This is a genomic window from Rossellomorea sp. ABR4_004 (genome assembly GCF_056159585.1).
In genome coordinates this window covers 2329754-2352595 of record NZ_JBSWVM010000001.1, presented here as the reverse complement: position 1 = coordinate 2352595, position 22842 = coordinate 2329754, and the positions used below count along the sequence as shown (strand labels likewise).

Sequence of the window (22842 nt, the reverse complement as noted above, 5' to 3'; positions counted from 1 at the left end):
CTTTCTAACCTTCAGGGCTTTATATTTCTATTATAAATTCTCATAGTTTGAGTATTTCTTTGATCGTTTCTTTAACGTACTTGATGCGAGTGGTGAAAGATACAACTGATTAGACGTGATGACAAGAGATTTATATGAACCCTTTGCAAGATTACAAAGGTTTTTATCTTTCGTTTTTAAAAAGTGTTGAATTTCCTCTGAAAATTGAACGGTGTCTCGATCAATAATAGCGATGATTTCGTCTGTACGTACCATGACATCTTCTCCAACATGTATGTACAAGGTAACACCTCATTTCAGTCTTTTCATTGAACCGGCTTCCACTTCAAAAGTGGTCGCTTCGTTTAAGGTTTGATGATCAATCCCATCCACGTTTGTCGTCGTGACAAAGGTTTGAACTTTTCCCTGGATGGTATTTAATAAATGTGATTGTCGATAATCATCTAATTCTGACAAGACATCATCAAGAAGTAAGATGGGATATTCTTTAATTTCAGAATGAATCAGCTCAATTTCTGCAAGCTTCACAGAGAGGGCTGTTGTCCGTTGCTGCCCCTGCGATCCGAATGTTTGAACATCTCGTCCATTCACAATAAATTGAAGATCGTCCCGATGCGGCCCGACCAGGGTCACACCGCGATCAATTTCCCGTTCGCGGATACCATCAAATTTCTGCTCATATATATCTACCATTTTTGACCATTCTTGATTATCTGATACATCCAAAGACGGTTTATATACGATTTCCAAGGTTTCTAAGTTCCGTGAAATCCCGGAATGGATCGGTTTTGCCCAGCTTTCTAATAACTGAACGAACTCAAAGCGTTTTTTCGCAATTTTCACAGCCATCTCTATGAACTGTTCCGTCAAGACATCCAGCATGGTCTGGTCTTTTTGTTTTCTCGTTTGCAACTGTTTAAGATAATGATTACGTTGCTGTAATATTTTTTGATAAAGGCTGATATCATGTAAATAAACAGGAGAAACCTGGCCGATTTCCATATCAATAAAACGACGCCTTACTTGAGGGCTCCCTTTTACTAAATGGAGATCTTCAGGCGCAAACATGACAACATTCATATTGCCGACATATTGACTTAATTTAGATTGCTCAAGATGATTACTTTTCGCTTTTTTCCCCTTTTTCGAGAGGATGAGTTCCAATGGTAACGCACCGTTATATTTCTGAATCCTACCTTTTATTTTAGCATAATCCTCGTCCCAACGGATTAAATCTTTATCATTTGAGGTCCGGTGGGATTTAGCCATTGCCAGTACATAGATAGACTCCATAATATTCGTCTTTCCTTGAGCATTCTCTCCAAGAATTACGTTCACCTTATTTTCGAAATTCACGTCGATTGACTCGTAATTTCGATAGTTTCTTAATTCTAATTGTTCAATGTACATGGAAATAACACCCTTTATTATTCTCCAGCAACCACAAATATTCCTACTTCGGGAATTTCGATTGTGTCACCAATTGTGAGTTTTCTGCCTCTTCTTTGGTCTTGTTCGCCATTTATGTATACTTCATATTCACTTAAGAACCACTTCGCCATCCCGCCTGACTGAATTACTTCAGCTAGCTTCAGGAATTGTCCCAATGTGATGATTTCCGTTTCAATGGTGATCTCTTTCGCCACTAAAATCACTACTTTCCGTATAAAGTCTCTAATATCTTATTTTACTCTAAATGGAGTTAAGTCACAACTAACGAAAAATCAGCAAGGACTTGCAGAGCAATTTGTCCTTGTCATCATTGGATTTTTCATTGAACAGACGAGAGGAATTCCTTCAATTACCAGATGAAGTGTAGAAAAAGAGCCAATACCCCATGTGAAAGGCATCGGCTCTTGTCTATTCATTAGTACGTTCTAACTGGAAGAATCAACTGAAGGATCGAATCATCATGAAGTGGTTTCAGCACGAACGGTCTCATGGCCCCGGTGAAGTTCACATAGATTTCTGTCCCTTCAATGGCTTTTAACGCGTCCATCATATATTTGGCACTAAAGGAGATTTTCAGTTCTTCTCCTTCAATGGATTGACTTTGCACCTGTTCGATTACTTTCCCGATCTCCGGTGTGTTAGACGAAATCTCAATCATGCCGCCATCCAGAGTTGAAAGTTTTACTACGTTGTTTCTTCCTTCCCTGGCAAGTAGTGAGGCACGGTCTATCGCTTGTAAAAATTCTTTCGTATTCAGTGTTAGTTCTGTCTTGGTATCAGAAGGAATCAATCGACTAGTGTCAGGATAATTCCCTTCTAATAATCTTGAGAAGAATAATAGGTGTTTCGCTTTGAATAGTACTTGATTTTCTGTGATCACGATTTCAACAGGCTCTTCTGTATCATCAAGGATTTTATTCAGCTCGTTTAAGCTTTTCCCCGGAATCACAATATTGTATGAAGCATCATGATTGGTTTCAATCGGTGCCTTTCTCATTGCAAGTCGGTGACTATCTGTTGCAATACAGCTCAGTTCCCCGTTTTCAATCTGACAGTTTACACCTGTCAAGATGGGGCGTGTTTCTGAGGTGGACACTGCGAATACGGTTTGTCTGATCATCGTTTTCAGGAGATCAGTGGAAACTTTAATCCCATTCCCTTCTTCAATCTGAGGAAGATGCGGGTACTCTTCTGGATCTAAACCGTTTAAATTAAATTCTGCCTGTCCTGAACGAATAACGGTTTGGAAATGATTTTGCACTTCAATTTCCACTGTATCTTTAGGTAATTTCTTAACGATTTCACTGAAGAACTTAGCCTGAAGAACAATCCCTCCAGTTTCCATGATCTCAACAATTTCTGAACCTTCTTCTTCATTCGGAATAAAGGATTCAATTGAAATGTCTGAATCACTACCTGTTAATGTTACGCCGTCTTCCGTAGCGATGATCTTTATCCCTGTAAGAATGGGAATCGTTGTTCTTGACGTTACAGCCTTCATGACATCCTGAACACTTTGGACAAGATAGTCCCTTTGAATAACAAATTTCATGATTTATTCCTCCAATTTGCACATAATTTTATGGACTGAATCATATACTAATAATTTATTTAAAAAATAGTAATAGAAGTAGTAGGGCCTGTTGATATGTGGATAAGTGTGTGAATTCAACGTAAACACAGCCTATCCACATGTGGACAGACTGTGTGCTAGTTTGTCTTAGTTATTCACATTATCCAGTTTTTTTGTGTGTAAGATTAACTCTTTAATGACTCACGAATTTCTTTCAATTGCTGCTGAAGAAGCGCATCTGCCCCCAGTAATGTACTGATCTTCTCATGAGCATGAATGACGGTCGTGTGATCCCGGCCGCCGAACTCTTCCCCGATCTTTGGAAGGGAAGAATCCGTCATTTCCCTGGATAGATACATAGCGATCTGTCGGGGAAAAGCGATGGATTTTGTTCGTTTCTTCGCTTTAAAGTCTTCCAGCTTCACATTGAAGTGCTCACCAACGACACGTTGAATTTCCTGGATGGTAATAACCCGTGGTTTTGAGCTTGGAATGATATCTTTCAACGCTTCCGCTGCCAGATCAGCATTAATATCTTTATTTATAAGAGAAGAGTACGCAACGACCCTGATTAAAGCGCCCTCTAACTCACGAATGTTTGAATCGATTTGATTAGCTATATAAAGCATGGCTTCATTTGGAATGTCCAATCCTTCAGCCTTTGCCTTTTTTCGTAAAATAGCAATTCTCGTCTCAAGATCTGGGGGTGTAATGTCTGTAATAAGACCCCATTCAAATCGTGAGCGAAGTCTGTCTTCGAGTGTCGGAATTTCTTTCGGTGGCCGATCACTGGAAATGACAATCTGCTTGCTTTCTTCATGTAAGGTATTAAAAGTATGGAAAAATTCCTCTTGCGTTTGTTCTTTTCCTGCTAAAAATTGAATGTCATCTATTAATAAAACATCAACGTTGCGGTATTTATTGCGGAAATCGACTGCTTTATTGTCGCGAATGGAATTAATGAATTCGTTTGTGAATTTCTCAGAGGATAGATAAACCACTTTTGCAGCAGGATTATGCTCCAGTACATAATGTCCGATCGCATGCATTAAGTGAGTTTTTCCCAGTCCTACTCCACCATAAATAAACAAGGGATTATAGGCTTTTGCTGGTGCTTCGGCCACAGCTAAAGATGCTGCATGGGCGAAACGGTTGCCCGAACCGATAACAAAGGTGTCGAATGTGTATTTTGCATTCAGCATATTTTGATTGATATCCTGTTGCTCGTCGTCTTTCATCGTCTTCTTTGGCGGTAATTGAATATCAAATTCTTCCGGCTCCTGATTTTGTGGAATGATGAATTTCACGACCAATTCTTCGCCCGTAATATCATACAAAACCCCGGAGATTAATTGAGAATAGCGTCCTTCAAGCCAATCTCGTGCAAATTCATTTGGAGCTGTAATGACAAGTGTGTCACCTTGAATGGAATGCGCCTTAGTCGATTTTAACCAAGTATCAAAGCTCGGTTTACTTATCTTTTTTTCGATGCTTTCTAAGGCTTTGCTCCAAAGATCCCCGATATTCTCCAATCCTGATCCCTCCTTTTCTTAGTTTGTATAACTTCTGTACAACAATTACATGCTATAATATCCGTCAACTCTCGCTATTTTATAAAAATACAAAACAATGAATGTGGAAAATATATATAATAAGGAAAGAAAATGGTTTTTCGACAATATCCACCACTTGTGGACAACGTTTTACAAACCCTCTGAATAAGTTACCCACATGATATCCACATTTTGTGGATAAATCATTTTCGTATACAAAGTTATTAAGAGTGAAAACACAATAATCATATCAAAATATCCTTAGGGGTGCAATGCTTTTTAAATTTTATCCACAACCCTGGGCCCTTGTGGAATTATTTTGTCCACAAGCCATGAACTTGTGAAAAAGTTGTCAGTATGTGTTGTGGATAATTTAAAATGGTGTCGAATCCTATCCACAGGAAGATTTAATAGAGAAATGAGATAGTGTTTGTAGAAGTAGAGGATCAAAAAGAAATTAAGTTGATTGATAATGCGGTGTTTTATTTAAATAAAAAACTAATTGATTTTAGATTTATAAAAACATCATGTTTAGAAAGTTGATTTTTCGCTCCAGGTGCTCAACTCACGCCCCGCGGAAAGCGAGCACCTGGAGCGAAAATCAACCAGCACTCACTTGTATTAAAAAGAAAAATAATATGACTGTTGACTTTTTATGGGTACCGTCTTTATAATAGTGAGGAATGTCTTTAACTTTTATAAAGATATCCTTCAGGGAGGTGTCATAGATGAAAAGAACGTTTCAACCAAATAATCGTAAAAGAAAAAAGAACCACGGTTTCCGTGCACGTATGAGCTCTAAAAACGGACGCAATGTTTTAGCTCGTCGTCGTAGCAAAGGAAGAAAAGTATTATCTGCCTAGACCACTGAACTGACTCAGTGGTCTTTTTTTTCCTTTATCCCAAGCGAAAAGACGATTTGGCTCGTTCGTAATTTGTTTTAAGAGAAAAATTACTTATAATTTCAAATGAATGAGCCAATAATGTCGAGGATACATCAAGACAAAAATGAAAATTAGGTGTGGTCAATGCGGAAAGATCAGAGAGTGAAGAAGAATAAAGAGTTCCAGGAGATATTCAAAAAAGGAACATCCTTTGCAAACCGGCAATTCGTCTTATATCTATTAAAGAAGGAAGAGCCTCAACCATTCCGAATTGGAATCTCCGTAAGTAAGAAAATTGGAAACGCTGTTTGTCGAAACCAAATTAAACGGTATGTCAGACAGGCTTTCCTAGAATTACAAGAAGATGTTAAAGATCAGTACGATTACTTAATCATCGCCAGAAAACCGGCGGCCGAAATGAATTTCCATGAGGTGAAGGGCAGCCTCACCCATGTGCTGAAAAGAGGAAAAGTGTTGAAAAGATCCTCTAATGGAAAACATGTTAAAAAGAAGTCATAACATTTTACGATATTGACAGGTTTCGTCATCACAATCTTATGAAAAGATGTTACAATACGAGGGATTGTACTTTTTAAGTACGGAAGACCTGTTTTACATTTAACTTGAAGATATTAGTAGGGAGGAAATGAAGGGTGAAAAAGAGAATTATAGCCCTGATGGGAATCATTGGGCTAATGGCTTTACTATCAGGTTGTACGGAATACAATCAGCCTATCACACCTGAGAGTAGCGGAATATGGAATGAATATATTGTCTATCCTTTATCACAATTAATCACAATGGTAGCTGAGTTCATGAGTGGTTCTTATGGATTGGCCATTGTCATTGTTACATTGATTATTCGTTTAGCGATTCTGCCATTAATGATTAAACAAACGAAAAATTCAAAAGCCATGCAAGCTTTGCAACCGGAAATGAAAAAGCTGCGTGAGAAATATAGCTCTAAAGATGCACAAACTCAACAAAAGCTTCAACAGGAAACGATGGCTTTATTCCAAAGTCACGGAGTCAATCCGCTTGCGGGTTGTTTCCCATTGATCGTTCAAATGCCGATCTTAATTGGTTTCTACCATGCGATCGTGAGAACAGAAGAAATTAAAGCACATAATTTCCTGTGGTTTGACCTTGGTAACCCGGATCCGTACTATATTTTACCTTTAGTAGCAGGTATAACGACGTTTATCCAACAGAAATTAATGATGGCGGGTACAGCAAATCAAAATCCGCAAATGGCGATGATGCTTTACATCATGCCGGTTATGATCATCATTTTTGCGATTAACTTTCCTGCAGCCCTATCCCTTTACTGGGTAGTCGGAAATCTATTTATGATTGTTCAAACGTATTTCATTAAAGGACCTGATATCAAAGAAGCGCAAACCGCTAAAGCTGCTGGTGGGAATTCGGGAGGAAAGAAGAAGTGAGAGAAGTAGAAGCGACTGGTCAAACGGTGGAAGAAGCCATTGAATCAGCCTTGTCTCAACTGAATATCACCAAAGAAGAAGCAGAAATTGACGTCATTGATCAAGGTAAAAAAGGCTTGTTCGGATTGTTTGGTGGAAGACCAGCTGTCGTTCAAGTCAAAAAAGCGATTGATCCGGTGAATGAAGCGAAAGATTTTCTTCTATCTGTTGCCCATGAAATGGGAGTTAATGCTACCATTGAAGTGAAAAGAGATGGAAGAGATGTTGAGTTCAACATTTCCGGTGAAAAAATGGCTCTATTAATAGGAAAAAGAGGACAAACGTTGAATGCTCTTCAACATTTAACTCAACTAATTGCAAATCGGGTTTCCGATCAGTTCATCACCATCCTTTTAGATGCGGAGAACTATCGAGAAAGACGTAAGCAAACGTTAACAAACCTCGCTGAACGATTGGCAGAGAAAGCATTGCGCACAAATCGTTCCGTTTCATTAGAACCAATGCCTTCCTATGAACGAAAAGTGATTCATACAGCATTAGTTGATTCGACTACTGTTGATACACACTCAGAAGGCAGAGAACCCAATCGTTATATTGTGATTGCTCCAAAATAAATTACGAGACGATTCCTTTCGGGGGATCGTCTTTTTTTGTTCCTTCACCCTGTGGATTCTTATTTTCTTCCCGGTTTATTGTTATTCACATGTGGATAAGTTAAAATAATAGAGATGAAGTGTTGTCTGTGTGGATAACATTATTTGGTGACGAATCGAGGGTTTCCTTTCTTTAGTATTAAATAGGATTGTGATATTCTAATAATTTGGGGAAACTTTGCTCTCTACTATAATTGAATGATAAATAGATCAACTAAGAAATAAGAGAGGTGAATACAATGGAGTTTGATACAATTGCGGCTATTTCGACTCCGATGGGAGAAGGGGCGATTGCGATCGTACGATTAAGTGGTGATCAAGCCTTCGATATCGGTGATAAGGTCTTTAAGGGAATGAAAGGGAACTCTATGAAAGACTTTGCTTCTCATACCATTCATTATGGACATATTATCGATCCTGACACAGAGCAAGTGGTGGAAGAAGTCATGGTTTCTGTGATGAGGGGACCAAAAACATTCACCCGTGAAGATATTATAGAAATTAATTGCCACGGGGGACTTGTGTCGGTCAATAAAGTACTGCAGCTCGTATTGAAAAATGGAGCCCGCCTTGCAGAGCCGGGTGAATTTACGAAACGGGCGTTCTTGAACGGACGAATTGACCTATCCCAGGCGGAAGCCGTGATGGATCTTATTCGGGCAAAAACGGATCGGGCGATGAATGTAGCCCTTAATCAAATGGAGGGCCGACTTTCCAATTTGATTCGAAAGCTTCGTCAGGAAATTCTTGAAACGCTGGCTCATGTAGAAGTGAACATCGATTATCCGGAGTATGATGATGTAGAAGAAATGACGCACAACGTACTGTTGGAGAAATCCAAACACGTCCGTGACGAAATTGACAAGTTGGTCCGAACGTCAGAGCAGGGGAAAATTCTGAGAGAAGGACTTTCTACCGTGATCATCGGACGGCCAAATGTAGGGAAGTCATCTCTATTGAACAGTCTCGTTCATGAAAATAAAGCGATCGTAACGGATATCCCTGGAACAACCCGGGATGTGATTGAAGAATACGTGAATGTACGCGGGGTTCCCCTGCGTCTGGTCGATACGGCAGGGATTCGTGAAACGGAAGACATCGTCGAGCGGATCGGTGTGGAACGTTCGCGACAAGTATTGAAAGAAGCGGATTTAATTTTACTCGTACTCAACTATGCGGACCAATTGACTCCTGAGGACGAACAGCTCTTTGAAGCAGTAAGAGGAATGGACGTTATTGTCATTGTGAACAAAACGGATCTGCCTCAGAAGATTGATATAGATAAAGTACGAAAATTAGCGAAAAATCATCAGCTGGTTACAACGGCTTTACTTGAAGAACAAGGGATCGATGAGCTGGAAGAAGCCATTTCTTCTTTATTCTTTGCAGGTTCCATTGAAGCTGGGGATATGACATATGTGTCGAATAGCCGTCACATTGCGCTACTCAATCAAGCCTCCCTTGCGATTAATGAAGCCATAAATAGCGTAGAAAATGGAACTCCCATTGATATCGCTCAAATTGACTTAACGAGAACGTGGGAGCTATTAGGTGAAATCATTGGGGATAGTGTTCATGAAAGCCTGATTGATCAGCTGTTTTCTCAATTCTGCTTAGGGAAATAAATACTATTATAATTTGGACTTTACATTCAAGGTCCTACAAGGAGGAAAAAACAAACCATGCAATATGACGCAGGGCAATATGATGTCATTGTCATTGGTGCTGGCCATGCAGGAGTAGAAGCTGGACTTGCTTCGGCCCGTATGGGAGCTAAAACGTTAATGGTTACCATTAACTTGGATATGGTCGCCTTTATGCCATGTAATCCATCTGTAGGTGGGCCGGCAAAAGGGATCGTTGTAAGAGAGATAGACGCTCTTGGTGGAGAGATGGGGCGTAATATAGATAAAACACATATTCAAATGAGAATGTTGAATACAGGAAAAGGACCGGCTGTCCGGGCATTACGGGCTCAGGCGGATAAATTCCTTTATCAGCATGAAATGAAACGTACGATTGAAAATGAACCGAACATGACATTGCTTCAAGGAATGGTTGAGGAATTGATTATTGAAGATGATGAATGTAAAGGTGTCGTAACGATGACGGGTGCTGCCTACCGCGCGAAAACAGTCGTCATCACAACAGGAACATTCCTGCGGGGTGAAATCATATTAGGAGATCTGAAATATTCAAGCGGACCTAATAATCAACAACCTTCCATCAGACTTTCTGATCACCTTCATGAATTAGGCTTTGATACTGTTCGTTTTAAAACAGGGACGCCACCGCGAGTGAACAGTTCGACAATCGATTATTCGAAAACGGAAATTCAACCAGGTGATGATGTTCCCCGTGCATTCAGCTATGAAACGACGAAATATATTACCGATCAACTTCCATGTTGGTTAACGTATACGAACGAACACACTCATCAATTGATTGATGACAACCTGCATCGTTCACCAATGTATTCTGGAATGATTAAAGGAACCGGACCGCGTTACTGCCCTTCCATTGAGGATAAAGTCGTACGTTTCCATGATAAACCGCGACACCAGATTTTCTTGGAGCCGGAAGGACGAAACACACAAGAAGTCTATGTGCAGGGATTATCAACGAGTTTGCCTGAAGACGTACAACAAAAGATTCTTCAAACCATCCCGGGTCTTGAGAAAGTACAGATGATGCGTGCCGGGTATGCCATTGAGTATGATTCCATCGTACCGACACAATTATGGCCGACCCTTGAAACGAAAAAAATTAAAAATCTTTATACAGCGGGACAAATCAATGGAACGTCCGGTTATGAAGAAGCCGCTGGACAAGGTTTGATGGCGGGTATCAATGCTGCCTGCCGTGCCCTGGATAAAGAAGAGGTTATCTTAAGCCGTTCTGATGCATATATCGGGGTTTTAATCGATGACCTTGTGACAAAAGGGACGAACGAACCGTATCGTCTATTGACTTCACGCGCTGAATATCGGCTATTGCTCCGTCATGATAATGCCGATCTTCGCCTGACTGATATCGGTCATAAAATAGGATTAATCTCCGATGATCGATACGAACGGTTTACAGCGAAAAAAGAAGCGATCTCTTCAGAGAAAAAGCGCCTGGAAGGAATCCGCATCAAACCTACTGACGAAACACAGGCCGTTATCCGTGAAGCGGGCGGAAGCGAGCTGAAAGATGGGATTTTAGGAGCGGATCTTCTGAAGCGCCCTGAAATGAACTATAGTCACATTAAATCACTCGTTCCAAGCGAAATCGAATTGGATTCCGATGTAGAGGAACAGGTTGAAATCCAAGTGAAATATGAAGGCTATATTGAAAAATCCCTTCAACAGGTCGATAAAATGAAGAAGATGGAAAATAAAAGAATTCCTGAAAACATTGATTACAGTGCGATTAGCGGTTTAGCGTCTGAAGCGAGACAGAAATTAATTGAGGTTCAGCCTCTTTCTCTTGCACAAGCTTCCCGGATTTCAGGAGTGAATCCTGCAGACATCTCTATTTTACTCGTCTATATCGAGCAAGGGAAAATTGCTAAAGTATCAGGTGATCAATAGAGGCAAAGGAAGGATAATTTCATGAATGTAAATGAATTTCAATCAATGCTTGAGGAGAAGGGTATCTCCCTTTCTCCTCAACAATTAAATCAGTTTGAGCGCTATTATGAATTGTTGGTTGAATGGAATGAAAAAATGAACCTGACGGCCATCACTGAAAAGGAAGATGTGTATTTAAAGCATTTTTACGATTCAATCAGTGCAGCTTTTTATGTTGATTTCACGAAGGTGACAACTCTTTGTGATGTTGGTGCAGGAGCCGGTTTTCCGAGTATCCCTCTAAAAATATGCTACCCGCACTTACATATCTCGATTGTTGACTCGTTGAACAAGCGGATTACGTTCTTAAACCATTTATCAAATGAGTTAGGGCTTGAAAACACGAATTTCTATCATGATCGAGCTGAGACTTTTGGTAAAAACAAGGCTCACCGTGAAAAGTATGATATGGTTACAGCAAGAGCAGTAGCCAGAATGTCTGTATTAAGTGAACTTTGTTTGCCACTTGTAAAAAAGGGCGGCTTATTCGTAGCGATGAAAGCTTCAAATGTGAAAGAGGAGCTATCCAATGCGAAGAAAGCCATTGGCATGCTGGGTGGACAAACAGATAAAATGTATTCCTTCGTTTTACCGGAAGAGGAAAGCGAACGAAATATCGTGAAGATCGACAAAGTGAAAGAAACACCTAATAAATATCCCAGAAAACCTGGGACACCCAATAAATTACCGTTGGAATAATATGAAAAGCTCTCCTGCCGTGACAGTATCTATACTTTGAAAATCTCAGCACAGGCAGGAACTTGCCATATTTTAGAGAATATTACTAAAGGGAGTTTCTTAAAGGTGGTGTAGGAAGATGAAGCATCCTTTCTCTCGTTTTTTTGGCCTAGGTGAAAAGGAGCAAGATGTTGAATCTGAAGAATCAAATGTAGTGGAAGAAGATCGAGATGAAGTGAAAAAGATACCCGTCTCTCAAATCATCCCTAATCGCTTTCAACCAAGAACAGTGTTCAATGATGAGAAGATAGAAGAGTTATCCAGAACGATTCATACTCATGGTATTATCCAACCGATTGTGGTTAGACAATATGATGATGAGCAGTTTGAAATCATTGCAGGTGAACGTCGATACAGAGCCGTTCAAAAGCTTGGCTGGGACACCGTACCGGCCATTGTAAAGAATCTAAATGATACAGAAACAGCTTCTGTTGCATTAATTGAAAACTTACAAAGAGAAGAGCTCTCTCCTATAGAAGAAGCCATTGCGTATGGAAAACTGTTGGAGTTACATGATTTAACCCAAGAAGCCCTTGCTCAACGCTTAGGAAAAGGACAATCGACCGTGGCGAACAAGCTTCGTCTCCTTAAGCTTCCAGAAGAAATCCAATCAGCCTTATTAGATAAACTAATAACAGAACGCCATGCCAGGGCTTTGATTCCTCTGAAGAATGCTGAAAAGCAAATTCAGCTCCTTCAAGAAATCATTGAAAAAAGCTTGAATGTCAAACAAACCGAAGACCGGGTTGTGAAGATGCAAGAAGGAACGACTCAAAAGCCAAAACCGAAACGAAAAGCTTTCAGTAAGGATATGAGAATAGCTGTGAATACGATTCGTCAATCTCTCTCCATGGTATCAGACAGCGGAATCAATCTGGACTCTGAAGAAGAAGAGCATGAGGAATTCTATCAATTCACCATCCGTATTCCTAAAAAAAAATAGATTCGTAGTCTAAAAGTGAGAAACATCTCGGATTGGTTTCTCACTTTTTTTGTTGTCGAATCAGAGGATTTTCGATCGATTCATGACGAATGAACAGTTCATAATTACCTGTTTTTAGAAACATGAAAAATTGACAGACAATTAACAAGGAATTTTGATAGAATAGAAGAATACTGTGAAAAAATTTAGTGAATCTTAGGAAGTCAAAAGGTAGGTGACAACCTTGGGCAGAATAGTAGCCGTTACAAACCAAAAAGGTGGAGTGGGAAAGACCACAACATCCGTCAATTTGGGGGCTTGCTTAGCTTATATAGGGAAAAAGGTTTTACTGGTAGACATTGATCCTCAAGGAAACGCCACTAGTGGTGTAGGTGTGGAAAAAGGGGATGTCCAGCAGTGCATATATGATGTGCTGGTAGATGATGTGGATGTCAGAGAAACGATTAAACAATCAAAAGTTGAGAATTTATCCATTGTACCTGCAACGATTTCATTGGCGGGGGCAGAGATTGAACTTGTTCCAACTATCTCACGTGAAGTGCGTTTAAAGAAAGCATTAGAGAAAGTGAAAGACGAATTTGATTATATTATCATTGATTGTCCGCCGTCTTTAGGGTTATTGACAATCAATGCGTTAACAGCCTCAGATGCTGTCGTCATACCGGTTCAATGCGAATATTATGCTCTGGAAGGATTAAGTCAACTATTGAGTACCGTTCGTTTAGTTCAGAAGCATCTGAATCATGACCTTATGATCGATGGTGTGCTACTTACGATGCTTGATGCGAGAACCAATCTGGGAATTCAGGTCATAGAAGAAGTCAAAAAATACTTTCAAGATAAAGTGTATCGCACAATTATTCCACGTAACGTTCGTTTAAGTGAAGCGCCCAGTCATGGTGAACCGATCATCATCTATGATGCAAAGTCCAGGGGAGCAGAAGTTTATTTAGAACTAGCAAAGGAAGTGGCGGCGAATGGCTAAAGGTTTAGGAAAGGGCATCAATGCTCTCTTTACCAATATCCAAACAACTCAAAATGAAGAGTCCGTGCAAGAAGTGAGCCTGAAAGAAATACGGCCGAATCCCTATCAACCACGAAAGATCTTTGAACCGCAAGCAATTGAAGAACTGAAGGATTCGATCTTAGAACACGGTATTCTGCAACCGATCATTGTGCGTAAAACGATCAAAGGGTATGAAATTGTCGTGGGGGAACGCCGTTATCGTGCAGCTAAAGCGGCTAAATTAGAATCGGCTCCTGTCGTAGTCCGGGAATTGAATGAACAACAAATGATGGAGCTTGCCGTTTTAGAAAACCTTCAACGTGAAGATCTGACACCGATCGAAGAAGGGGCTGCTTATCAAATGCTGATGGATAAGCTAAAGCTCACACAGGAGGAATTAGCGAAAAGGTTGGGTAAGAGCAGGCCTCATATTGCCAATCACATTCGCTTACTATCCCTCCCCGCTCCTATTCAGGAACTTATTTCAGAAGGTAAGTTGACGATGGGACATGGACGTGCACTCCTTGGGTTGAAAAATAAGAAAAATTTATCAACGGTTGTCAATCGTGTCCTTAAAGAATCATTAAACGTTCGCCAATTAGAAAAAATCATTCAAGAACTAAATGAGAATGTTCCACGTGAAACAAAAAAGACAGAGCGTAAAGATGTCTTCCTTCAGGAACAGGAATCTCTTCTACGTGAACGCTTCGGGACAACGGTCACGATTAAACAATCAAAGAAAAAAGGAAAAATCGAGCTCGAATTTTTTTCGAAAGAAGACCTCGATCGTATTTTGGAATTATTGCAGTAACCATTTGGGAAAAGGACTGGCTTAAAAGGTATACATATACCAATTAAGCCAGTCCTCTTCCATATGGTACATAGAAGATACACTATTCTTTGGGAAATAATCTGCAAAAAACAGGGAAAAGAATTTTTCAGAAAGATAAGGAGAACGTCATGGTACTATTAGGAACGCTGGTAAATGGAGTATGTATTATTATTGGAACTCTCCTGGGTAAGGTCCTTCATCGCATCCCGGAAGATATGAAGGGAACTGTCATGAAAGCGATTGGGTTAGCTGTCATCGTCCTGGGGTTGCAGATGGGATTGAAAAGTGAAAACTTTCTCATTGTCATCATCAGCCTGGCTCTTGGTGCTGCATGGGGAGAGTGGATGAACCTGGAGGACAAGCTTAACTCATTGGGGAACTGGTTGGAAAAGAAGCTGGGCAGTAATAAAGAAACATCCATTTCTCAAGGTTTTGTCACAGCTACACTCATTTTTGTTATTGGAGCAATGGCAGTGATAGGAGCGTTGGATAGCGGCATCAGGGGCGATCATGATGTTCTGTTGACGAAGTCGATCATTGATGGCTTTACATCACTGATCCTAACGACGACTTTAGGAATTGGTGTCATGTTTTCGGCGATCCCTGTCGTTCTTTATCAAGGATTCATTGCTTTGTTCGCGACTCAAATTCATCAGTGGGTTCCAGAAGAACTGATGGATGCCTATATTGTAGAGATGACATCAACCGGAGGAATCATGATTTTTGCGATTGGACTCAATCTCCTCGGTGTAACGAAAATCAGAGTCGCCAATTTACTTCCCGGGATCATCGTAGTGGGATTGGTCGTAGGAATCATACACGCATTCCAGCTGTATATGTAATAAGTGAAAAGGGAGATGACCCGGAACGTATCTGGATCATCTCCCTTTTATTGTTGTAATTCTTCCCGCCATTTTTCAATACTGACGGCGTTGCGGCGCTCCACTGAATCGCCTGCCAGAACAATGGCCTCGGCAATCGTCTTGGCCATTTTCATCACAAGATTCAAACGAGTATTTTGTAACACAAAGAATTCCATAAATCCACTTACATTCACGATTCCGGTCATGTGGATCTCACCAACCTCTGGTAACTCTTTATTTACGCCGGCACCAGGTTTTAATGGTCCCTCACTTAATTGAATGGCGCCGACACTTTTTAATCGACCGAGACAGGCATCTACACCGATGATAAATGGATTGATATGTTTAGCAGCAATTTGACTGAGCTTCTCTTCCAGGTTTACTGCATGGATCGGATCATCCAACGTTCCATATACATGAAATGGTTTGATATCTTGTTCTTCTATTAACGTTCCAACTAATGGGCCTAATGAATCCCCTGTTGAACGGTCTGTTCCAATACATACGAAAACAATGGGTCTTGTACGATAATAAGTGGGAAGCATCGACGACAGTTGAACGGAAAGATCCTGTGCCGCACGCTCTTCCTGATGAAGGACTCTAAAGGGTTCAGATCTTCGTTCAAATAGTCCTTTTTTTAGATTCATCGCTTCCACTCCTTTGGATATGTTTAAAGGGAATTTTATAGTGAACATACTTTGTCGGACTGACTACCATCATCATATTTTCTAAGTATTATCAGTATACGGACGATTTCTTTTTTTCATACATCATACGGCTGGAATTTTCATAAAATAAAAATTTTCTATAAACTACAGTAATATGAGGTTATATCTACACAAGGAGAGGGAAAGTTGATAAAATAAGGAATACTTCTTATTGAACGATAAGTGGAGGTTCGGTATATATGTCGAGTACTAAAGCAGAAGTTAAAGATACTGTAGAAAAAATAAAAGATAGTGAAGCAGCTCAAAAACTTATAGATAATGAATTATGGATTGCCCTGGGATCAGGTGCGATAAAAATTGTGGCGATCATGGTCATTACCTATATCGCTCTAAGGCTGGGAAGGTCAGCCATTCGAAATGTATTCAAGGTCCGTTCCCGCTCTCCTCTTAAATTTACGGAGCGCCGGGAAGCCACGTTATCGAAACTATTAGAGAATGTTTTGACCTATGTGATTTATTTCATTAGTTTAATGACGATTTTATCGACGCTGGATATTGATGTAAAAGGGCTGATTGCCGGTGCCGGGATTGTCGGTCTGGCGGTAGGTTTCGGTGCACAAAACCTTGTTCGGGACATCATCACGGGTTTCTTTATTATATTCGAGGACCAATTTTCAGTCGGTGACTATGTTCGAATTGGTTCTGCTGAAGGTACTGTTGAAGAAATCGGCCTTCGTACGACAAAGATCAAAAGCTGGACTGGGGAATTACATATCTTCCCCAATGGTAATATTACGGAAGTAACGAATTTCTCCATTCACAACAGCATTGCGGTCGTAGATGTCAGTATTGCCTATGAAGAAAATATAGAAGAAGCAGAGAAAGTGATGCAGGAGCTTCTCCTTGCTTTACCGCAAAAATATGAAGATCTGGTGAATCCACCTGAACTGTTGGGTGTTCAAACCCTGGGAGCTTCCGATGTGGTCATTCGGATCGTGGCTGAAACGGTTCCGATGAGACATTGGTATATGGCAAGAATGATCCGTAAAGAGGTTAAACTATGCCTGGATGAGCATGGTATCGAAATTCCGTTCCCTCGTATGGTGATGTATTCACGTCAGGATCAGGAAGATATCCAACCCCGTGAAGAAAAACAAAGAAAACTTGAAAGCGAATAAGGAGGAGAAATCCAGTGGAGCCCAAAACATTTACATTAAATGATATTGTAGAAATGAAAAAGCCGCATCCATGTGGTACGAACCGCTGGAAAGTGATCCGTATGGGAATGGATATTCGCATCAAATGTGTTGGATGCGGTCACAGCGTCATGATTCCCAGAAAAGATTTTGCGAAAAAAATGAAAAAAGTCATCAGCAGCGGTGAGGAAGGATAAGTATTCTTTTTTTACCCATATTTCTTTTGGCCTAATCCATCCCATGGTTAAATTGCAAAGTGTAAGAGCATTCAGTCGGTTTCAGTCGATTGGATGCTCTTTTTAGTAAGCCGTGCCCACTTGTCTTTTCCCTCTATTATCTCTATAATTGTGAAAGGTTCGACCGTTTACTTATTTTCGATCTTACATGATTTTTAATAGATAAGAAATTAGATGAGGAGTGACCATAATGGCTTTAACAGCTGGTATTGTTGGATTACCTAACGTAGGGAAGTCCACATTATTTAATGCAATTACAAAAGCAGGTGCAGAATCTGCCAACTACCCTTTCTGTACAATTGATCCGAACGTAGGAATTGTAGAAGTTCCTGATCACCGTTTAGATAAATTAACAGAACTTGTAGAACCGAAGAAGACGGTTCCCACTGCCTTTGAATTCACGGATATCGCCGGGATTGTAAAAGGAGCGAGTAAAGGAGAAGGATTAGGGAATAAATTCTTATCTCATATTCGCCAAGTGGATGCAATCTGTCAGGTTGTGCGTTGTTTCGCGGATGATAATATCACACACGTTTCAGGTAAAGTAGATCCGATTGCGGATATTGAAGTCATCAACCTGGAATTGATATTAGCCGACCTTGAGACAGTGGATAAGCGCCTTGCCAGAGTTCAGAAAATGGCCAAGCAAAAAGATAAAGAAGCGGTATTTGAGCATGATATCCTTGTGAAAATCAAAGAAGCCCTTGAAGCAGAGCAGCCGGCTCGTACGGTTGAGTTCTCTGATGAACAAATGAAGCTTGTAAAACAGCTTCACCTTCTGACTTCAAAGCCTGTATTATATGTAGCAAACGTAAGTGAAGATGAAATTGCCGACCCTTCTGACAACGAATATGTTCAGAAAGTACGTGAATTTGCTAAAGAAGACAATGCAGAAGTAATTGTTGTCTGTGCGAAAATCGAATCTGAAATTGCTGAGCTTGATGATGAAGAAAAAGCGATGTTCCTGGAAGAGCTGGGGATTGAAGAGTCCGGTTTAGATCAGCTGATCCGCGCTACCTATTCTCTATTAGGACTGGCTACGTACTTCACAGCCGGCGTTCAAGAGGTCCGCGCCTGGACATTCCGTGAAGGAATGAAAGCTCCCCAATGTGCCGGAGTCATCCATACCGACTTCGAAAGAGGCTTCATCCGTGCCGAAACAGTTTTCTATGACGATCTAGTCGCAGCAGGAACAATGGGAGCAGCCCGCGAAGCCGGAAAAGTACGCTTAGAAGGTAAAGAATACCTCGTAAAAGACGGAGACATCATTCACTTCCGTTTTAATGTGTAATTTATCATTACAAACAATTTGTGATCATAGCTCACTTGAAAATTATATATATACGGTTTTTGATGGGAATGTATTCATGAATGTTTTAATAGAATAACGCATTAATCTATTCAGTTGATTGGAGCGGAAGGCACTCGACTCCTGCGGGAATAGTGGGACAGGTGAGACCCCACAGGCGTTTACGCCGAGGAGGCTCACCGCCCACCCCGCGGAAAGCGAGTGCCTGGAGCGGAAATCAACTCCTGCAGTCTTATACAAAATGAGAAAGACTAGAGTCCCGATTCTAGTCTTTTTTTTACGTCATATTGCAATAATCGATAACCTGTGCTATAATTTTATTTCGTGAGTAATGAACGCATTGCTCCTTGTTCTTTCATAAAGAAAGGACCGCATAGACCACGAGGAGGTGACATTCAGATGAGAAAGTACGAAGTTATGTACATTGTCCGCCCAAACATTGACGACGAGTCAAAGAAAGCAGTAGTTGAGCGTTTCGATAACGTTTTAACAACTAACGGCGCGGAAATCATCGAGTCAAAAGATTGGGGTAAACGTCGTTTAGCGTATGAAATCAACGATTTTCGTGATGGTTTCTATCAACTAGTTAAGATGAGCGCTACTTCTGATGCAGTTAACGAATTCGATCGTTTAGCTAAAATCAGCGATGATATTATCCGTCATATCGTTGTTAAAGAAGAAGAATAATCCGTACGTTTTTTAAGATATACACTTCTATCATCTGTTTCACATGAAACAGTAAACTAGAAGGAAGGGGTTGATTCTGATGATGAACCGAGTTGTATTAGTAGGGCGTTTAACCAAAGACCCTGAATTAAAATATACTCCAAGTGGAGTGGCTGTTGCTTCGTTTACACTGGCTGTCAATCGTAGTTTTACGAATCAATCAGGAGAACGGGAAGCAGATTTTATTAACTGCGTTGTATGGCGTCGCCCTGCAGAGAATGTAGCAAACTTTCTTAAAAAAGGCAGCTTAGCTGGCGTTGACGGTCGTATTCAAACACGTAATTTCGAAGGACAAGATGGACGTCGTGTGTTTATGACGGAAGTTGTAGCAGAAAGCGTTCAGTTCCTAGAGCCGCGTAGTGCGAATCAAGGCGATCGTGGAGGAAGTCCGGGCTATTCGGGTGGAGGTCAACGCGACCAAGGAAATCCGTATAGTCAGAATCAGAATCAACAGCGCAACAACAATAATAACAACAACTATACACGTGTAGATGAGGATCCATTTGCAAATGACGGTCAGCCGATCGACATTTCCGATGATGATCTGCCATTCTAAACGAACGATAATGAATCCAAACAAGACAGGAGGGGAAACAAATGGCAGGAGGACGTAGAGGTGGACGTAGACGTCGTAAGGTGTGCTACTTCACAGCAAACGGAATTACACATATCGATTTCAAAGATGTAGATCTTCTTAAGAAATTCGTATCTGAACGTGGGAAAATTCTTCCACGTCGTGTAACTGGAACGAACGCTAAGTACCAACGTAAGTTGACTCGTGCGATCAAACGCGCTCGTACAATGGCATTACTTCCATACGTTACTGGTGAATAATATCATCGGCTAAAGCAGCAGAGACTTGTCTCTGCTGCTTTTTTTATGCCGTTTTTCAAACGGTGTGTACGAGAACTCTTCCTTCAAAGCAAAGTACCCTTCGATTATCCTATCTGCCATCACTTTGTTTTTGTAAATTCCCCTATACCTATAAAGAATTCGCGGGAAATGTCGATGAATAAGTGTATATATAGATAGTTTTGGCAGGTAGAGGGGGAATTTATGTGAAAAAGAAAAACACAAGGAAACAGGTGGAACGAAAGAAGGGATTTCTTCTATCATCCATTAGAATGAAGCTTATTGTAATCATATCCATTCTATTTATGGTGTCGTTAGCTATTATTATTTCAATTACAAGCTTGCAGACCAGAATGAAAACAGAGAAAGAGGTCATTGACCAAACGCAAGGGATTGTAGGAGAGCTCAATAATTCAGTGCAACTCTTTCTTGGACAATATGAAAAGAGTATTGATCAATATTCAATTTCCAACTCGTTAAAAGATTATGCAAAAGCACAATTGCAAACAGAATCTGCTGGTGAAAATACAGAGCTGTTTGCCAATATTCAATCTGATTTTGATAATTACTTAAGCCTTTATGAGGAAGCTACTTCTATTTATTTCGCATCACCAAATAAGAAATTAAAAATCGTTCCATCCGTCTCCCTGCCAAGTGACTTTGATCCGACAAGCAGGGATTGGTATAAAAACGCTGAGGAAGCAAGGGCTGGCGTGGTTTGGAGCGAGCCTTACGTAGATACTGCAACGGAAGAATACATCATTACAGCCTCCAGAGCGATTGTTTCAGATAATAAAGTAGTAGGTGTTCTCGGTGTCGATATTAACTTGACGAAACTTACTGATCGAGTCTCAGAAATGGACATTGGGTTTAATGGCTATCCCTTCCTGATCGGACTCGATGGTACAGCCATCGTACACCCTACTAAGCGGGGGGAAGATCTGTCATCGCTACCTTTCATCAATAAAATGCTTACTTCTGAGAAGGAATCCGATACAATCCGATACGAATTGGACGGTGATGAAAAGGTATTGGTGTATAATACGGTACCCAAGACGAATTGGAAAGTGGGCTCTGCCTATAGTATGAAGGATCTTATTCAGTCATCGAAAGAAATCGAACGATTACTGATCGTGACAGCCCTCATCACCCTGCTTGTCATGTTGGTGTTAGTTGTGTTCATTTCTAATAAAATCACTAAACCAATCAAGCAGCTTCAAAAAACGGTAACCGATGTCTCTACTGGAGATTTATCCATTCAGTCTGAAATTAATTCAAAAGATGAAACAGGATTACTAGCGTCCGATTTAAACAAAATGATCGTAAATATGAAAGATACGATACAAGTCGTCCAAGAATCGATCTATAATGTCCGTGAATCGGCTGAAGGATTAAGTGCTGTTTCTGAGGAGACAAATGCTTCAAGTGAAGAGATGGCGAAGGCTGTTTCCGAAATTGCGACAGGGGCTTCTCAATCAGCAGCAGACTCTGACCGGGCTCATCACCAAACAGAGCAACTAGGAACAAGAATTAATGGAGTCTATGAAAAATCGAAGGCTATGTCTGAAATGGCTGGACAAGCTGATGTCATGAACCAGTCCGGATTAAACCAGGTAAAAGAATTAGAAAATGCCTATCATTCTTCCAGTGAATACATCTCCTCCATGGAGAAAGTCATCTTTAGTTTAGAAGCAAAGGTGAAGACGATTGAATCGGTCATGGGCACAATAACGGATATTTCTTCTCAAACGAACCTCCTTGCATTAAATGCCAGTATTGAGGCGGCCAGGGCAGGTGAACACGGCAAAGGATTTGCTGTCGTGGCGGAAGAAGTACGAAAGCTTGCGGATCAGTCAGTGAAGGCAACCGAAGAAGTAAAACGCACCATTATAGAAATTCAACAAGGCTCTCATCAAGCCGTTGACGAAATGGTGAAAACGAAAGAGACCTTTGACGTCCAAAATGAAGTGATCCAAAAGACCAATCACGTTTTTGACCAAACCTCTCAGTTAATGAAATCCATGCAAGATGAAATTGAGAGAATGTATGAGGAGGTTGGTCAAATCAATCTTGAAAAAGATGAAGTGGTCAACGTGATCCAGATGATGGCCGCCACAGCGGAACAAACGGCTGCTTCCTGCGAGGAAATGAGTGCCTCTACAGAAGAACAAGTAAGGGCAGTCCAATCGGTAACACAAGCAGCTGAACGCTTAACAGACTTGAGTCAAGAGCTTCAGTCTTCAATCGAACGGTTTAAAATTTCATAATATTTATTAGAGTGTGGTCCTGATACATTGCC

At 40.6% G+C, this 22842-nt stretch carries 24 protein-coding genes; 18 read left to right on the top strand and 6 right to left on the bottom strand.

Annotated elements, in window-relative coordinates; translation table 11 throughout:
• Positions 1-30: 30 nt before the first annotated feature.
• The 5 genes from remB to dnaA form a co-directional block, all read right to left on the bottom strand.
• Positions 31-282, bottom strand: a complete 252-nt coding sequence (remB, locus tag ACXAF2_RS11885; protein ID WP_475138909.1) for an extracellular matrix regulator RemB — start codon at positions 280-282, stop codon at positions 31-33.
• Positions 283-291: 9 nt separating this feature from the next.
• Positions 292-1410 (bottom strand): DNA replication/repair protein RecF, encoded by a 1119-nt coding sequence (recF, locus tag ACXAF2_RS11880; protein ID WP_475138907.1) that lies wholly within the window; start codon positions 1408-1410, stop codon positions 292-294.
• Between the two features lie 17 nt (positions 1411-1427).
• Positions 1428-1646 (bottom strand): S4 domain-containing protein YaaA, encoded by a 219-nt coding sequence (gene yaaA, locus ACXAF2_RS11875; protein WP_475138905.1) that lies wholly within the window; start codon positions 1644-1646, stop codon positions 1428-1430.
• A gap of 221 nt (positions 1647-1867) precedes the next feature.
• Complete coding sequence (gene dnaN, locus ACXAF2_RS11870; RefSeq protein WP_044340279.1) at positions 1868-3004, bottom strand: DNA polymerase III subunit beta; 1137 nt, start codon at positions 3002-3004, stop codon at positions 1868-1870.
• Between the two features lie 206 nt (positions 3005-3210).
• The gene (dnaA, locus tag ACXAF2_RS11865) at positions 3211-4557 is read right to left on the bottom strand and encodes a chromosomal replication initiator protein DnaA (protein WP_475138903.1); all 1347 of its coding nucleotides are present in this window, start codon (positions 4555-4557) and stop codon (positions 3211-3213) included.
• Positions 4558-5306: 749 nt separating this feature from the next.
• Between dnaA and rpmH the strand changes: the two genes are divergently transcribed.
• The 11 genes from rpmH to ACXAF2_RS11810 all read left to right on the top strand — a co-directional run bounded on the left by rpmH (position 5307) and on the right by ACXAF2_RS11810 (position 15535).
• Positions 5307-5441 (top strand): 50S ribosomal protein L34, encoded by a 135-nt coding sequence (gene rpmH, locus ACXAF2_RS11860; protein ID WP_034764748.1) that lies wholly within the window; start codon positions 5307-5309, stop codon positions 5439-5441.
• A gap of 165 nt (positions 5442-5606) precedes the next feature.
• Positions 5607-5981 carry a ribonuclease P protein component gene (rnpA, locus tag ACXAF2_RS11855; RefSeq protein WP_148970544.1) on the top strand — a complete coding sequence of 125 codons (375 nt, stop codon included), beginning with the start codon at positions 5607-5609 and terminating at the stop codon, positions 5979-5981.
• A gap of 134 nt (positions 5982-6115) precedes the next feature.
• A complete protein-coding gene (gene spoIIIJ / locus ACXAF2_RS11850) occupies positions 6116-6907 on the top strand; it encodes a YidC family membrane integrase SpoIIIJ (RefSeq protein ID WP_475138901.1) in 792 nt (263 codons plus the stop codon).
• Positions 6904-7521: an RNA-binding cell elongation regulator Jag/EloR gene (gene jag, locus ACXAF2_RS11845; RefSeq protein WP_475138899.1), complete on the top strand. Its 618-nt coding sequence runs from the start codon at positions 6904-6906 to the stop codon at positions 7519-7521. The genes spoIIIJ and jag overlap by 4 nt, the downstream gene beginning before the upstream one ends.
• A gap of 278 nt (positions 7522-7799) precedes the next feature.
• A complete protein-coding gene (gene mnmE / locus ACXAF2_RS11840) occupies positions 7800-9185 on the top strand; it encodes a tRNA uridine-5-carboxymethylaminomethyl(34) synthesis GTPase MnmE (RefSeq protein ID WP_475138897.1) in 1386 nt (461 codons plus the stop codon).
• A 57-nt stretch (positions 9186-9242) separates the two neighbouring features.
• Positions 9243-11135 carry a tRNA uridine-5-carboxymethylaminomethyl(34) synthesis enzyme MnmG gene (gene mnmG / locus ACXAF2_RS11835; RefSeq protein ID WP_475138894.1) on the top strand — a complete coding sequence of 631 codons (1893 nt, stop codon included), beginning with the start codon at positions 9243-9245 and terminating at the stop codon, positions 11133-11135.
• 21 nt (positions 11136-11156) lie between these two features.
• On the top strand, positions 11157-11873 hold the full coding sequence (gene rsmG, locus ACXAF2_RS11830; protein WP_475138892.1) for a 16S rRNA (guanine(527)-N(7))-methyltransferase RsmG: 717 nt from the start codon (positions 11157-11159) through the stop codon (positions 11871-11873).
• 118 nt (positions 11874-11991) lie between these two features.
• Complete coding sequence (noc, locus tag ACXAF2_RS11825; RefSeq protein WP_149154947.1) at positions 11992-12855, top strand: nucleoid occlusion protein; 864 nt, start codon at positions 11992-11994, stop codon at positions 12853-12855.
• A gap of 223 nt (positions 12856-13078) precedes the next feature.
• Complete coding sequence (locus tag ACXAF2_RS11820) at positions 13079-13840, top strand: ParA family protein (RefSeq protein ID WP_148970551.1); 762 nt, start codon at positions 13079-13081, stop codon at positions 13838-13840.
• The gene (locus ACXAF2_RS11815; protein WP_475138890.1) at positions 13833-14672 is read left to right on the top strand and encodes a ParB/RepB/Spo0J family partition protein; all 840 of its coding nucleotides are present in this window, start codon (positions 13833-13835) and stop codon (positions 14670-14672) included. The genes ACXAF2_RS11820 and ACXAF2_RS11815 overlap by 8 nt, the downstream gene beginning before the upstream one ends.
• A 149-nt stretch (positions 14673-14821) precedes the next feature.
• The gene (locus ACXAF2_RS11810; protein WP_475138888.1) at positions 14822-15535 is read left to right on the top strand and encodes a DUF554 domain-containing protein; all 714 of its coding nucleotides are present in this window, start codon (positions 14822-14824) and stop codon (positions 15533-15535) included.
• A gap of 47 nt (positions 15536-15582) precedes the next feature.
• Here ACXAF2_RS11810 and yyaC read toward each other — a convergent pair whose 3' ends face one another.
• The gene (yyaC, locus tag ACXAF2_RS11805) at positions 15583-16203 is read right to left on the bottom strand and encodes a spore protease YyaC (RefSeq protein WP_475138886.1); all 621 of its coding nucleotides are present in this window, start codon (positions 16201-16203) and stop codon (positions 15583-15585) included.
• A gap of 260 nt (positions 16204-16463) precedes the next feature.
• Here yyaC and ACXAF2_RS11800 point away from each other — a divergent pair, with 260 nt between their 5' ends.
• The 7 genes from ACXAF2_RS11800 to ACXAF2_RS11770 all read left to right on the top strand — a co-directional run bounded on the left by ACXAF2_RS11800 (position 16464) and on the right by ACXAF2_RS11770 (position 22810).
• Positions 16464-17402, top strand: a complete 939-nt coding sequence (locus ACXAF2_RS11800; protein ID WP_475138884.1) for a mechanosensitive ion channel family protein — start codon at positions 16464-16466, stop codon at positions 17400-17402.
• Positions 17403-17416: 14 nt separating this feature from the next.
• The gene (locus ACXAF2_RS11795; protein WP_148996231.1) at positions 17417-17617 is read left to right on the top strand and encodes a DUF951 domain-containing protein; all 201 of its coding nucleotides are present in this window, start codon (positions 17417-17419) and stop codon (positions 17615-17617) included.
• Between the two features lie 229 nt (positions 17618-17846).
• Positions 17847-18947 (top strand): redox-regulated ATPase YchF, encoded by a 1101-nt coding sequence (gene ychF, locus ACXAF2_RS11790; protein WP_397553597.1) that lies wholly within the window; start codon positions 17847-17849, stop codon positions 18945-18947.
• Between the two features lie 417 nt (positions 18948-19364).
• Positions 19365-19652 (top strand): 30S ribosomal protein S6, encoded by a 288-nt coding sequence (gene rpsF / locus ACXAF2_RS11785; RefSeq protein ID WP_034764776.1) that lies wholly within the window; start codon positions 19365-19367, stop codon positions 19650-19652.
• Between the two features lie 79 nt (positions 19653-19731).
• Positions 19732-20247, top strand: a complete 516-nt coding sequence (ssb, locus tag ACXAF2_RS11780) for a single-stranded DNA-binding protein (protein WP_034764778.1) — start codon at positions 19732-19734, stop codon at positions 20245-20247.
• Positions 20248-20288: 41 nt separating this feature from the next.
• Complete coding sequence (gene rpsR / locus ACXAF2_RS11775; protein WP_034764780.1) at positions 20289-20525, top strand: 30S ribosomal protein S18; 237 nt, start codon at positions 20289-20291, stop codon at positions 20523-20525.
• A 224-nt stretch (positions 20526-20749) separates the two neighbouring features.
• The gene (locus ACXAF2_RS11770; protein WP_475138881.1) at positions 20750-22810 is read left to right on the top strand and encodes a methyl-accepting chemotaxis protein; all 2061 of its coding nucleotides are present in this window, start codon (positions 20750-20752) and stop codon (positions 22808-22810) included.
• Positions 22811-22842 lie beyond the last annotated feature (32 nt).